A 12,476-nucleotide genomic window follows, 5' to 3' on the forward strand; every position below is an offset into this window, starting at 1 on the left:
TTCGGGGGGATGGCCTGAGGGGGTTCCCCTCGGGGGGGGGCGGGAATGGCCTGAGGGATTCCCTCCGGGGGGCGGGGTTGGCCTGAGGGGTTCCCTCGATGACGGACCGTCGTCTCCGCTGCGGGCACCGGAAGCAGCGCAGCCTGCACTCGCCCGGCCTCCATGGGCTCCGGGCCCCTTCCTCCTAGCTCCCTTGGGCGGCGGGGCCGCCTTCCCCCCGCTTCCCCAGCCCCCTTGGGCGGCGGGGCGCCCTCCCCCTCTTCCCCCTAGCCCCCTTGGGCGGCGGGGCCGCCCCCCGGGGGCGGAACGGGCGGGCAAGGGGGCGGCCCCTCCCGCTCCCGGCCCACCCGGGTACCGCCCCATGGCCCAGCCCCGACACCGGACGCGCGTCCAAAGGGGCCCCGGCCCGCCCCCGTACCGGACACGTCAGCCCCGCCCGGCTCGGGCAGGAGAGGCCCCGGACCCGCCCCTTTCCCTAAAGCGCTCGCCGCGCGGCTGCACACGGTTCCCGTGCGGGAGCGTCGTGGCTGGTCGCGCAGTTCCCCGCGCCCCTGACGGGGCGCGGATGAGCAGCCCGGCACGAAGAGTGGACGCGCCCGCGCGGCGGAGCCGCAGATCGGTACAGTCCCGCGCCCCTAAAGGGGCGCCCCGCGCAGGGGGTTAGGGGTGGGTCATGCTCAGGACGTCCAGGGCCGCGTCCAGTTGGGGCTCCGTCAGGTCGCCCCGTTCGACGTAGCCGCCCTCGATCACGACCTCGCGGATCGTCTTGCGTTCGGCGATGGCCTTCTTGGCGACCTTCGCGGCCTCCTCGTAGCCGATGTACTTGTTGAGGGGGGTGACCACGGAGGGGGAGGACTCCGCGTATTCCAGGGCGCGTTCCACGTTCGCCGTGATGCCGTCGACCGTGCGGTCGGCGAGGAGGCGGGTGGCGGTGGAGAGCAGGCGGATGGATTCGAGGAGGTTCTTGGCGATGACCGGGAGCATGACGTTGAGCTCGAAGTTGCCTGCCGCGCCCGCGACGGCGACGGTGGTGTCGTTGCCCGTGACTTGGGCCGCGACCATCAGCACCGCCTCCGGGATCACCGGATTGACCTTGCCCGGCATGATCGAGGAGCCCGGCTGGAGGTCGGGGAGGTTGATTTCGGCCAGGCCCGTGCGGGGGCCGCTCGACATCCAGCGGAGGTCGTTGGCGATCTTCGTGAGGGAGACGGCGATCGTGCGGAGCTGGCCGGAGGTCTCCACCAGGCCGTCGCGGGCACCCTGCGCCTCGAAGTGGTCGCGGGCCTCGGTGAGCGGGAGGCCGGTCGTGCGGGCGACCTCGGCGATGACGGCGGCGGAGAAGCCGGGCGGGGTGTTGATGCCGGTGCCGACAGCGGTGCCGCCGAGGGGGAGTTCGGCCAGGCGGGGCAGGGAGGCGCGGAGGCGTTCGATGCCGTAACGGATCTGGGCCGCATAGCCGCCGAACTCCTGGCCCAGCGTGACCGGCGTCGCGTCCATGAGGTGGGTGCGGCCGGACTTGACCACGTCGGCGAAGGCCTCTGACTTGCGGGTGAGGGACTGCGCCAGGTGGTCCAGGGCGGGGACGAGGTCGTGGGTGACGGCCGCGGTCGCCGCGATGTGGATGGAGGACGGGAAGACGTCGTTGGAGGACTGGGAGGCGTTGACGTGGTCGTTGGGGTGGACCGGGGTGTCCGCCAGCCGTTCGGTGGCCAGGGTCGCGACGACCTCGTTCATGTTCATGTTGGAGGACGTGCCGGAGCCGGTCTGGAAGACGTCCACCGGGAAGTGCTCGTCCCAGTCGCCCCGGGCCACCTCGTCCGCGGCGTGGGCGATCGCCTCCGCGATGTCCTTGTCCAGCACGCCCAGTTCGGCGTTGACCTTCGCGGCGGCCGCCTTGATGCGGGCCAGGGCCTCGATGTGGGCGCGCTCCAGGTGCTGCCCGGAGATCGGGAAGTTCTCCACGGCCCGTTGGGTCTGGGCACGCCACTTGGCGTGGGAGGGGACCCTCACCTCTCCCATTGAGTCGTGTTCGGTCCGGTAGCCCTCGGGGGCGTCGTTCTCGGTCATCGTCACTACCTCCTGTGGAAGGTGAGCAGTTGTCTGGTTCTGGCTATTCCCAAGTCCGCTACCGGCCAGTAAATACCTCGGGTAACAACCAACCGGGGAGGCGCAATGACGCGCACCAGGCACAGATCCCGCAGGACCTTTCGCAGCAGTTGTCGCAGCACCCTCGCCGTGGCCGCCGCCCTCGCGGCGGCCGTCGGCGGCATGACCGCGACGGCCTCGGCAGCAGTCCCCGACGCCCCGGCGAAGGCCGCGGCCACCCCCCTGCCGCCCGAGCTGGAGGCCATCCGCGCCGCCGAGGCGACCAAGCTGTACGGGTCGCCCGAGGAACGGCCCGTGGCCCAGCGCAAGACCGGGCTCATCTCGCTCGGGGACAGCGAGATATCCGGGGAGGGCACGGGGACGTACGAGGCTCCGACCAACGGGCCGACGAACTGGTGCCACCGGTCGCCGGATGCCGCGATCCACAAGACCTCCATCGGCGCGGACGTGACGTACAACGTCTCCTGCTCCGGCGGCTACACCGGAAACATCCGGATCGGCGGCAGCAAGCAGTACGCCGACGAGCTGGTGCAGAGCGACAGCCTCGCGATCAAGGCGCGGAACACGAAGATCAAGATGGTGGTACTGGTCGCCGGGGCCAATGACGACCTCCAGTTCGGGCCGGTGATGACGGACTGCGTGACGCGCTATCTCACGCTCCAGGGCCCGTGCGAGTCGAAGTACGCCGGCGGGTGGCAGGCCCGGGTGGACGCTCTGGTGCCGAAGGTCGAGCAGACGATCCGCGACCTGCGGACGACGATGACGGGAGCCGGGTACGCCGACTCCGACTACAAGCTCGTGGTGATGGGGTACCCGAGCCCGATAGGGCCCGACTTCAAGGACAACCCGAACTTCCCCGGCAAGCTCGCCTGCGGCGGTCTCGGCTACGACTCCGACACCGCCTGGGGGCGCAACGTCGCCGTGCCCGCCTTCGAGCGCGGGATGCGGAAGGCGGCGGCCTCCACCGGGGCCACGTACCTCGACAACTCGCGGCTCTTCCACGGTCACGAGGTCTGCTCGGAGGACACCTGGGCGCGCGGTCTGTACATCGACCTGAGCAAGCCTGGCCCGCCCGACGAGAACTCCGTCCGGCAGTCCTTCCACCCCAACATCCAGGGCCACCGCGCCTTCGCCTCCTGCCTGACCCAGATCTACAACTCCGGCCTGAGGGAGGCCGGTTGCGCCGATCCGGCCTCCACCGGCACGCCCGTCCTGACGCCGGTCGCCTGGGACGACGTATACAGGCCGCTCAGGAACGGCGCGACGGGGACCTGCGTGGACGCCCCGGGGTCCGTGACCCGCAACGGGACCGCCGTCGGCGGCTGGGACTGCCACGGGGGCCGCAATCAGGGCTGGTGGTACGACACCGCGCAGAAGTCGGTCCGCACCGAGCTGAGCCACGACCGGTGCCTGGACGTGCCGGGCGCGAAGTACGAGGCGGGGGCCGCTCTCGTGCTGTGGAACTGCTCCGGGGCGGCCAATCAGCAGTTCGTACGGCAGGCGGGCACCCTGCGTCCGGCCGCCGCGAGCGGGCTGTGCGTCACCCTGTCGGCGGCCAGGGACCCGCTGAAGCTGCGGGCCTGCGACGGCTCGGCGAGCCAGCAGTTCGCGTAACCCTTACGTTCGGAGCATGATCACAGCACTCTCCGTCACCGTCGCGGCACTCGCCGCGACCCTGGCTCCGGCGTCCTCCCCGGCCCCCACGGGGGAGGACGCCGATGCCGTACGCACCTACTGGACCGCCGAGCGGATGCGCGAGGCGGTCGCCGCGACCGACGCGCGGGACACCCAGGGACGCCGCGACCGGGCCTTCGACGACGGGCCGCCCGCCGGGGTCCCCTGGCGGGGCAGCGCCGACAGCGTCTCGCACATCGGGCGGCTCTTCATGGTGCTGCCCGGCGGGCAGAAGGCCACCTGCACCGCCGCCGTCGTCACCGCCGCCAACCGCGACGTCGTCGCCACCGCCGGGCACTGCGTCCACCTGGAGGCGGCGGGCGGGGCGATGAAGTCGCTGCTCTTCGTCCCCGGGTACGACAACGGGAACGCCCCGTACGGCAGCTATCCGGCCCGCTCGGTGGCCGTCGCCCCCGCCTGGACCGAGCGGGAGGACCACACCGCCGACTTCGCCTTCGTCGCCCTGGACACCGACGACCGGGGGCGGCACGTCCAGGACGTGGTGGGCTCCGCACGGGCCGTGTTCACCGCGCGGCCCGGCGGGACGCGCACCGCGCTCGGCTACCCGTTCCTGCCGCCGTACGACGGCAAGGCGCTCCAGTACTGTGCGGGCAACGCGACCCCGGTCAAGGACGACCGCCTGGCGGGGGGCTCCCAGCTCAAGCCCTGCCGGATGACCAACGGTGCCAGCGGCGGGCCCTGGTACGCCCCGCTGCCCGACGGCGAGGACGTCCAGGTCGCGGTCACCAGCGCCCGCCCCCGGGGCGAGAAGTTCAAGGACGTGGCCTGGGGGGCGGTGTTCAACAAGACCGCGAAGGCCCTCTTCACGTCCCAGGAAGCACTGACCAAGAAGTAACCACCCACTAAAAAGTGGGTACTTGAGCACCCCTCTCGCCGGGTGGAGGCTGGAGCCGTCCCGAACCGCTCCCCCTACCCGGCCAGAGAGGTGTCCTCCCCTTCCTGAAGCATCTGTATCCGCCGGCGCCCCCACGCCCCCAACGGGGCCAGTGCGTCATGCAGTTCGCGGCCCAGCTCCGTCAGTGAATACTCGACGCGGGGCACCGCCGCGTCCTCGTACACCTCGCGGTGCACGACCAAGTCGGCCTCCAGTTCGCGCAGTTGCTGCGCGAGGACCTTCTCGCTGATCCCGGGCAGCTCCCGCCTCGTCGCCCCGAAGCGGCGCGGGCGCTCGTGCAGCGCCCACAGGATCAGCACCTTCCACTTGCCGTCGATGACGTCGACGGCCGCGTCGAGCCCGCACTGGTACGGCACGTTCCTCAACTCAGCACACCCGCCCCTCGTTTCCGCATGCCTTCATCACGCCTGGAGCCCATCATGACCTCCCCCACTGACAACACCGCTTCCGCGCCGAAACTGCCCGTGACCGTCCTCGGCCTCGGCCCCATGGGCCAGGCCCTGGCCCGGACCTTCCTCGCGGCGGGCCACCCCACCACCGTGTGGAACCGCACCGCCTCCCGCGCCGATTCCCTGGTCGCCGAAGGAGCCGTCCTCGCCCCCTCCCCCGCCGACGCCGCACAGGCCTCCGACCTGGTCGTCGTCTGCGTCCTCAACTACGACGCCGCCCTCGACGTCCTCGGGCAGGCCCAGGACGCCCTCAAGGGCCGCACCGTCGTCAACCTCACCGCCGACACCCCCGGCCGCGCCCGCGAGGCCGCCGCCTGGGCGGAGCAGCACGGCATCACGTACCTCGACGGTTCGATCCTCTCCCCCAACACCACCATCGGCACCCCGCACGCCGTCTTCCTGCACAGCGGCCCCCAGGAGGCGTACGAGACCCACCGCACCACCCTCGCCTCCCTCGCGGGAACGGCCACTTACCTCGGCGAGGACCCCGCCCGCTCCGCCTCCTACGAGGTCGCCCTCCTCGACCTGTGGTGGACCTCCGTCAGCGGACTGGTGCACAGCATCGCGCTGGCCCGCTCCCAGGGCGTCTCCGCCACCGACCTGGCCCCCTTCGCCAAGAACATCGGCAACCTGCTGACCAGCGTCGTCGACGAGTTCGCCGCCGAGGCCGACGCGGGCGTCCACCCCGGCACGGACTCCGACCTGAACTCGGCCGCCACCGCCCTCGCCCACGTCGCCCACGCCTCCGAGGAGGCCGGTCTCGACGCCTCGGTGCTGCGCGCCGCCCAGGCCGTCGCCGACCGCGCGATCGCGGCGGGTCACGGCCACGAGAACACCCTCGGGATGCTCGCCACCATCGCGGCGGGCGCGAAGTAGCAGCAGGAGGGGGCGCCCGGCACGGATGCCGGGCGCCCCCTTCCACGTAACGTCAGCCCGCGAAGACCATCACCGTGAACGCGAAGAACAGCCCCACCAGCACCGGCCAGTACAGCAGCGTCGCCAGCATGTTGTCCCGCCATTCCAGCAGGCGGCGGTTGGTGTCGGTGCCGAGCAGGATGGCGTTGGCGAAGATCCCCGTGATGACGATGTACTGCGAGATCGCCAGGTATTCGAGGTACGTCAGCGAGGTGTCCCCCGCGATCTCCCGGATCTGCTGCTGGTCGACGACGACCACCAGCAGCAGCGTCACCGCGAACGAGATCGCCGTCCACGCGGAGAAGCCGAAGCGCGGGTTCTTGCCGTCGTCCTTCGTGAACACGAACAGCGCCAGGAACATCACCGCGGAGATGAAGAACGACTGGATCAGCCGCCCCACCATCGGCCCGGCCCACTGCCGCTCCATGCCGACGTTGAAGTACAGCTCGGGCGCGGACTTGAACGGTTTGTCCCAGTCGGTGAGGCCCTGGGTCATCGTGTAGTCGTGCATCCCGAAGCTCCAGCCCGTGTAGTACGGGGTCCAGCCGGAGGTCACGGTGTCCTGGTCGAGGCCGATGCGGCCGTACTCCCAGGGCGGGTAGGCGGCGAAGTCGGGGACCAGGACGTCGTTGGTGAAGGTGGCCTTCGACCACATCCGCAGCCAGACGTTCTGCTTGTCCAGCGGGTAGTGCTTGTAGTTGAAGTCCTGGCGCAGGGTCACCTTGAAGTGCCAGCCCTTGAGGCGGCGGCCGTCCGTGCTCTTGGTGTCGTACGCCTCCTGGACCTCGTCGTACCCGTCGGTGGCCTCGGGGAAGACGACGCCCATGCTGGATTCGGGGATGTCCTTGCCGTACCGCTGCCACACGTAGCCGCTGACCTCGACCTCCTCCGGCGAGGTGAACTTCGAGCTCTGGACGAAGACGCCGGTGGGGATCTGCCGCAGCGGCACCCCGGGGAGGGTCTTCGTCAGGAAGTCGCTCGCGTCGCGCCGGGTGAGCAGCGGGGTGCCGACGATCGTGTCCGTGATCCGGTCGTGGGCCACGACGTGCCAGGTCACGCCGATGCCGGTGGCGAAGACGAGGGTGGCCGCCGTCGCCATGAGGGCGCAGCGGCGGACGGTCAGCAGGTACGGCTTGAACACCGCGGCGGCGGTGAAGAGCGCGGTGGCGCAGCAGGCCAGGAGCAGCGGCGCCCAGCCGGCCCGCTCGGTGTGGCCGGGGTGGGGCCGGTCGCGGTGCAGGTAGAGGTACGCGAAGAAGGCCGTGGCCAGGAGCGACAGTCCGAGCAGGGCGTACGTCGTCCGGGCGGCGGTGCGGGCCCAGCGGGGGGCGGACGTCGCCATGCGGTCAGCCCGGGATCAGGGCGAGGAGGTTGTCCAGCTTGTGGTCGACGACGGGCCCCCGGCCGCCTGGGGCGTGGGGCTCGGTGGTGTCGGCGTGGGCGTACGCCGCCGGGGCGAGGGCCAGGGCGAAGGCCCCGGCGAGGAGGGCGGCGGCGAGGAGGGGGAGGCGTGAGGTCATCCGCCCACACTGGGACCCCGGGGGGCGCGGGGTGGTGAGGCGGCGCGGGGGGTGCCCCCGAATGCCGTAGGGAGCGGCGTGCGGAAGGGAGGAGGGGGCGGGAGGGGGGTGCTTCTAACATTTGGTCATGACAGAGCAGATGACCAGTGAGACCGGCGGGAGCCGGGAGGACAGATGGGCCCCCGGGGAGCACATCCTGTGGCGGTACCGGGACAACGCCTCGGAGAGCTTCCACATCTGCCGGCCCGTCACCGTCGTCCAGGACACGCCCGAGCTGCTCGCCGTGTGGATGGCGCCCGGGACGCGGTGCGTCAAGCCCGTTCTGGCGGACGGCACTTCGGTGCACCAGGAGCCCCTCGCCACCCGGTACACGAAGCCACGGACGACGACCACCTCGCGGTGGTTCGGCACGGGGGTGCTGAAGCTGGCCCGCCCCGGCGACCCCTGGTCGGTGTGGCTGTTCTGGGAGCGCGGCTGGCGGTTCAAGAACTGGTACGTGAATCTGGAGGAGCCCAGGGCCCGTTGGGAGCACGGCGTGGACTCCCGGGACCACTTCCTGGACATCGCGGTGGCCCCCGACCGGCACTGGCAGTGGCTGGACGAGGACGAGTTCGCCGAGGCCCGCCGGGTCGGCCTGCTGGACGAGGAGCAGGCCGGGCGGGTCCGCGCGGCCGGTCTCGCGGCGGTCCGGGAGGTCGAGTCGTGGGCCACCCCGTTCGCCGACGGGTGGGAGAACTGGCGTCCGGACCCGCGCTGGGGCGTACCGGAGCTGCCGGATGACTGGGACCGCACCCCGGCGCACATGACGACGTGAGACTCTTGATGCGCCCCCTGGGTCCAAACGTAGGATCGTCCTCCGGAAGGCTGCGCACCCCGTGATCACACAGAGCAGAATGCGGTAACTACCGGGCGCGGAGCTGGACCTGACCGTATGTCACCACAGGGGGGTGGATCTGTGAAGAGTCGCGCGAAGACGTCGGGCACGATGTCGGGGATGACGTCGAATACGCACGCGGGTGCGGACGATTCTGTAACGTTCGCAGGCCACCGTTCTGTCGACGCCGCCCGCAGAGCGGGTATATCGCACCAAGCGATTGCATCGCACAAGCTCCCCGGACGGACGGAACCCCACGCGTGACGGAGCAGCAGTCCACCTCGCACGAAGGCCGGCGGCCCCTGGCCGCCGGGCAGCACGAACGCACCCGGCCGCGGCAGGAGCCGGACGACCCCGGGCCGCGCCCGCAGGCCCAGTCCCAGGCTCCGTCGCAGGCCCAGCCGCAGGTCCCGGAGCAGCCGCAGACGCAGACGGCGGTGCCCCCGCCGGGCGGGCCCGTCGTGCCGCCCCCGGGCGGACCGACCGTGCCGCCGCCCGCCGGGCCGCCGGGCGGTGGTCCCGGGGGCCCGCCCGCCCGTACCGAGGGCGACCGGCTGCGGTTCGTCGGCGCGGCGACCCGGCGGATCGCGCGCGGCATCGACCTGGACGAGATCGTGCTCGGCCTGTGCCGGGCCACCGTGCCAACGTTTTCCGACGCGATCCTGGTCTATCTGCGCGACCCGCTGCCGGTCGGCGACGAGCGGCCCGCCGTGCCGTTCGTGCTGCGGCTGCGGCGCACCGACCGGCTGCGGACCACCGCCGAGGGCCCGGCCGGTGAGGAGCTGGACGCGGTGGTCGGCGACGGCTCCCCGGCGAAGCAGCTGTGCGAGGTGGAGTCCGGGGGCGCGCTGGCGGAGGTGCTGCGCGGGGTGCGGCCGGTGTTCGGCGACGCACCGTCCGCGCGGGTCGCCCTGCCGGACCTGCTGGGCGCGGACTGCGGGCTGCCCGACGGGCGGCGGGCGATACTCGCCCCGCTCCGGGGCCGCCGCCGGGTGATCGGTGCGGCCGTCTTCCTGCGCAGGCCCGAGCGCGGCGCGTTCGAGGCCAATGACCTGCTGGTCGCCGCCCAGTTGGCGACGCACACCGCCCTCGGGATCGACAAGGCCGTGCTGTACGGGCGTGAGGCGTACATCGCCGACGAGCTCCAGCGCACCATGCTCCCCGACTCGCTCCCCCGCCCCACCGGCGTGAAGCTGGCCTCCCGCTACCTGCCGGCCGCCGAGACGGCCCGGGTCGGCGGCGACTGGTACGACGCGATCCCGCTGCCCGGCTCCCGGGTGGCGCTGGTGGTCGGCGACGTCATGGGCCACTCCATGACCTCGGCGGCGATCATGGGCCAGTTCCGCACGACCGCGCAGACCCTCGCGGGCCTGGACCTGCCGCCCCAGGAGGTCCTGCACCACCTGGACGAGCAGGCCCAGCGGCTCGGCACGGACCGCATGGCGACCTGCCTGTACGCCGTGTACGACCCGGTGTCGCACCGCATCACCATCGCCAACGCGGGCCACCCGCCGCCCATCCTGCTGCACCTCGGCGGGCGGGCGGAGGTGCTGCGCGTACCGCCGGGCGCGCCCATCGGCGTCGGCGGCGTGGACTTCGAGGCCGTGGAGCTGGACGCCCCCGCCGGGGCCACCCTGCTGCTGTACACGGACGGCCTGGTGGAGTCGCGGCTGCGGGACGTGTGGACCGGCATCGAGCAGTTGAGGGAACGTCTCGCCGCCACCGCCCAGCTGACCGGCCCGGACCATCCGCCGCCGCTGGAGGCGCTCTGCGACGACGTCCTGGACATGCTCGGCCCGGGCGACCGGGACGACGACATCGCGCTGCTCGCGGCCCGCTTCGACGGGATCGCGCCGAGCGACGTCGCGTACTGGTTCCTGGAACCGGAGGAGCAGGCCCCGGGCCGGGCCCGCAGACTGGCCAGACGGGCATTGGAGCGCTGGGGTCTTCAGGAGCTATCGGAGTCGGTGGAGCTGCTGGTCAGCGAGGTCGTGACGAACGCCGTGCGGTACGCGGAGCGTCCGGTGACGCTGCGGCTGCTGCGCACCGACGTCCTGCGCTGCGAGGTCGGCGACGACTCGCCGCAGCTCCCCCGGCAGCGGCGGGCCCGGGACACCGACGAGGGCGGCCGCGGGCTGTTCCTGGTGAACCGGCTGGCCCGCAAGTGGGGGGCGACCCGGCTGAGCAGCGGAAAGGTGGTCTGGTTCGAGCTGGGGCTGCCGGGGGCCGCGAAGGAGTCGGAGAAGGAGTCCTAGGTTGGATTCGGTCCAAGTGTTGCCGACGCAGTGTCGGCGGGGTTGACTGGGGCAGTCGGACGTAGCGACCCATTTCCCACCCGTCCCCGGGAGGACGCTCGTGACCGAGGAACCCCGCACGGCGCAGGAGCAGCGCAACGCGCCGCAGACCGCCCCGTACACCACCACCAACGCCGGGATCCCGGTGGAGAGCGACGAGCACTCGCTCACCGTCGGGCCCGACGGCCCGATCCTGCTCCAGGACCACTACCTCATCGAGAAGATGGCCCAGTTCAACCGGGAGCGGGTGCCCGAGCGCGTAGTGCACGCGAAGGGGTCGGGCGCGTACGGCTTCTTCGAAGTGACCAACGACGTCAGCCAGTACACGAAGGCCGACCTCTTCCAGCCGGGCAAACGGACGGACATGCTGGCCCGGTTCTCGACGGTGGCCGGTGAGCAGGGCTCGCCCGACACCTGGCGGGACCCGCGCGGCTTCGCGCTGAAGTTCTATACCGAGCACGGCAATTACGACATGGTGGGCAACAACACCCCTGTCTTCTTCGTCCGTGACCCCATGAAGTTCCAGGACTTCATCCGCTCGCAGAAGCGCACGCCCGACAGCGGGGTGCGCGACCACGACATGCAGTGGGACTTCTGGACGCTGTCGCCGGAGTCGGCGCACCAGGTCACCTGGCTGATGGGCGACCGGGGCATCCCGAAGTCGTACCGGCACATGGACGGCTTCAGCTCGCACACGTACATGTGGGTGAACGCGGCCGGTGAGCGGTTCTGGGTGAAGTACCGCTTCAAGACCGAGCAGGGCATCGAGTTCCTCACCCAGGACGAGGCCGACTCGCTGGCGGGCACCGACGGTGACGTGCACCGCAAGGACCTGTTCGACTCGATCAAGCGGGGCGAGCACCCCACCTGGAAGATGTACGTCCAGGTGATGCCGTTCGACGAGGCGCCGGACTACCGCTTCAACCCGTTCGACCTGACGAAGGTGTGGCCGCACGCGGACTACCCCGAGATCGAGGTCGGCCGGATGACCCTGAACGAGAATCCCGAGGACTTCTTCGTCCACATCGAGCAGGCGTCCTTCGAGCCGTCGAACCTGGTGCCGGGCATCGGCCCGTCCCCCGACAAGATGCTGCTCGGCCGGCTCTTCTCGTACCCCGACACCCACCGCTACCGGATCGGCCCGAACTACGCGCAGCTGCCGCCGAACCGGCCCCGGTTCGCGGTCAACTCGTACTCCAAGGACGGCCCGATGCGGTACGAGCCGTCGCGGACCGGTGCGGTGTACGCGCCCAACTCCTACGGCGGTCCGGCGGCCGACACCGCCCGCTTCGGCGAGCCCGCGGGCTGGCAGACGTCCGGCGCGATGGTGCACCACGCGTACACCCTGCGCCGGGACGACGACGACTGGGGCCAGGCGGGCACGCTGGTGCGCGAGGTGCTGGACGACGCGGCACGGGACCGGCTGGTCTCCAACATCACCGGGCACCTGTCGGACGGGGTGAGCGGGCCGGTCCTGGAGCGGGCGTTCGCGTACTGGCGGAACGTGGACAAGGACCTGGGCGAGCGGATCGCGGCGCACTTCCGGGAGTAGGCAGGCGTACGACCGTAAGCAGCCGGGCGTACGACGCGTCAACGGCGGCGGGCCCCCCCCCCCCCGGGGGGGGGGGGGGGCGCCCCCCCCCCCCCCGCCGGGGCGCCCCCCCCCGGGGGGGGCCCCCAATGGCGGCGGCCGCCCCCGGGGGCCGTCCCCGGGGTGTGGGCCCCCGG

10 protein-coding genes are annotated in these 12,476 nt (G+C 71.8%); 6 read left to right on the top strand and 4 right to left on the bottom strand.

Annotation, left to right across the window (positions count from 1 at the left end; genetic code table 11):
• Window positions 1–660: 660 nt before the first annotated feature.
• The gene (locus tag ACIO3O_RS12855; protein ID WP_401744876.1) at window positions 661–2,067 is read right to left on the bottom strand and encodes a class II fumarate hydratase; all 1,407 of its coding nucleotides are present in this window, start codon (window positions 2,065–2,067) and stop codon (window positions 661–663) included.
• Between the two features lie 105 nt (window positions 2,068–2,172).
• Between ACIO3O_RS12855 and ACIO3O_RS12860 the strand changes: the two genes are divergently transcribed.
• On the top strand, window positions 2,173–3,720 hold the full coding sequence (locus ACIO3O_RS12860; RefSeq protein WP_401744877.1) for a ricin-type beta-trefoil lectin domain protein: 1,548 nt from the start codon (window positions 2,173–2,175) through the stop codon (window positions 3,718–3,720).
• Window positions 3,721–3,736: 16 nt separating this feature from the next.
• On the top strand, window positions 3,737–4,636 hold the full coding sequence (locus tag ACIO3O_RS12865) for a trypsin-like serine peptidase (protein ID WP_401744878.1): 900 nt from the start codon (window positions 3,737–3,739) through the stop codon (window positions 4,634–4,636).
• Window positions 4,637–4,710: 74 nt separating this feature from the next.
• On the opposite strand, the gene ACIO3O_RS12870 is transcribed toward ACIO3O_RS12865, so the two are convergent.
• Complete coding sequence (locus ACIO3O_RS12870; RefSeq protein ID WP_401744879.1) at window positions 4,711–5,061, bottom strand: winged helix-turn-helix transcriptional regulator; 351 nt, start codon at window positions 5,059–5,061, stop codon at window positions 4,711–4,713.
• A 54-nt stretch (window positions 5,062–5,115) separates the two neighbouring features.
• On the opposite strand from ACIO3O_RS12870, the gene ACIO3O_RS12875 reads away from it, so the two are divergent.
• Window positions 5,116–6,021 carry an NAD(P)-dependent oxidoreductase gene (locus ACIO3O_RS12875; protein ID WP_401744880.1) on the top strand — a complete coding sequence of 302 codons (906 nt, stop codon included), beginning with the start codon at window positions 5,116–5,118 and terminating at the stop codon, window positions 6,019–6,021.
• Between the two features lie 52 nt (window positions 6,022–6,073).
• Here the strand turns inward: ACIO3O_RS12875 and ACIO3O_RS12880 are convergent, their stop codons facing one another.
• On the bottom strand, window positions 6,074–7,402 hold the full coding sequence (locus tag ACIO3O_RS12880) for a hypothetical protein (protein WP_401744881.1): 1,329 nt from the start codon (window positions 7,400–7,402) through the stop codon (window positions 6,074–6,076).
• A gap of 4 nt (window positions 7,403–7,406) precedes the next feature.
• Window positions 7,407–7,580, bottom strand: a complete 174-nt coding sequence (locus ACIO3O_RS12885) for a hypothetical protein (protein ID WP_401744882.1) — start codon at window positions 7,578–7,580, stop codon at window positions 7,407–7,409.
• A gap of 127 nt (window positions 7,581–7,707) precedes the next feature.
• Between ACIO3O_RS12885 and ACIO3O_RS12890 the strand changes: the two genes are divergently transcribed.
• The 3 genes from ACIO3O_RS12890 (at window position 7,708) to ACIO3O_RS12900 (ending at window position 12,300) form a co-directional block, all read left to right on the top strand.
• Window positions 7,708–8,394 carry a DUF402 domain-containing protein gene (locus ACIO3O_RS12890; protein ID WP_401744883.1) on the top strand — a complete coding sequence of 229 codons (687 nt, stop codon included), beginning with the start codon at window positions 7,708–7,710 and terminating at the stop codon, window positions 8,392–8,394.
• A gap of 320 nt (window positions 8,395–8,714) precedes the next feature.
• Window positions 8,715–10,709: a SpoIIE family protein phosphatase gene (locus tag ACIO3O_RS12895; protein WP_401744884.1), complete on the top strand. Its 1,995-nt coding sequence runs from the start codon at window positions 8,715–8,717 to the stop codon at window positions 10,707–10,709.
• A 100-nt stretch (window positions 10,710–10,809) separates the two neighbouring features.
• Window positions 10,810–12,300, top strand: a complete 1,491-nt coding sequence (locus tag ACIO3O_RS12900) for a catalase (protein ID WP_401744885.1) — start codon at window positions 10,810–10,812, stop codon at window positions 12,298–12,300.
• Window positions 12,301–12,476: the final 176 nt, after the last annotated feature.

Origin of the sequence: Streptomyces sp. NPDC087440 (genome assembly GCF_044744005.1) — a bacterium.
Lineage (GTDB): Bacteria > Actinomycetota > Actinomycetes > Streptomycetales > Streptomycetaceae > Streptomyces.

Coding starts and splice junctions, on each gene's coding strand:
- ACIO3O_RS12855 (WP_401744876.1), bottom strand. CDS start 2,067: ATGACCGAGAACGACGCCCCCGAGGGCTACCGGACCGAACACGACTCA.
- ACIO3O_RS12860 (WP_401744877.1), top strand. CDS start 2,173: ATGACGCGCACCAGGCACAGATCCCGCAGGACCTTTCGCAGCAGTTGT.
- ACIO3O_RS12865 (WP_401744878.1), top strand. CDS start 3,737: ATGATCACAGCACTCTCCGTCACCGTCGCGGCACTCGCCGCGACCCTG.
- ACIO3O_RS12875 (WP_401744880.1), top strand. CDS start 5,116: ATGACCTCCCCCACTGACAACACCGCTTCCGCGCCGAAACTGCCCGTG.
- ACIO3O_RS12880 (WP_401744881.1), bottom strand. CDS start 7,402: ATGGCGACGTCCGCCCCCCGCTGGGCCCGCACCGCCGCCCGGACGACG.
- ACIO3O_RS12885 (WP_401744882.1), bottom strand. CDS start 7,580: ATGACCTCACGCCTCCCCCTCCTCGCCGCCGCCCTCCTCGCCGGGGCC.
- ACIO3O_RS12890 (WP_401744883.1), top strand. CDS start 7,708: ATGACAGAGCAGATGACCAGTGAGACCGGCGGGAGCCGGGAGGACAGA.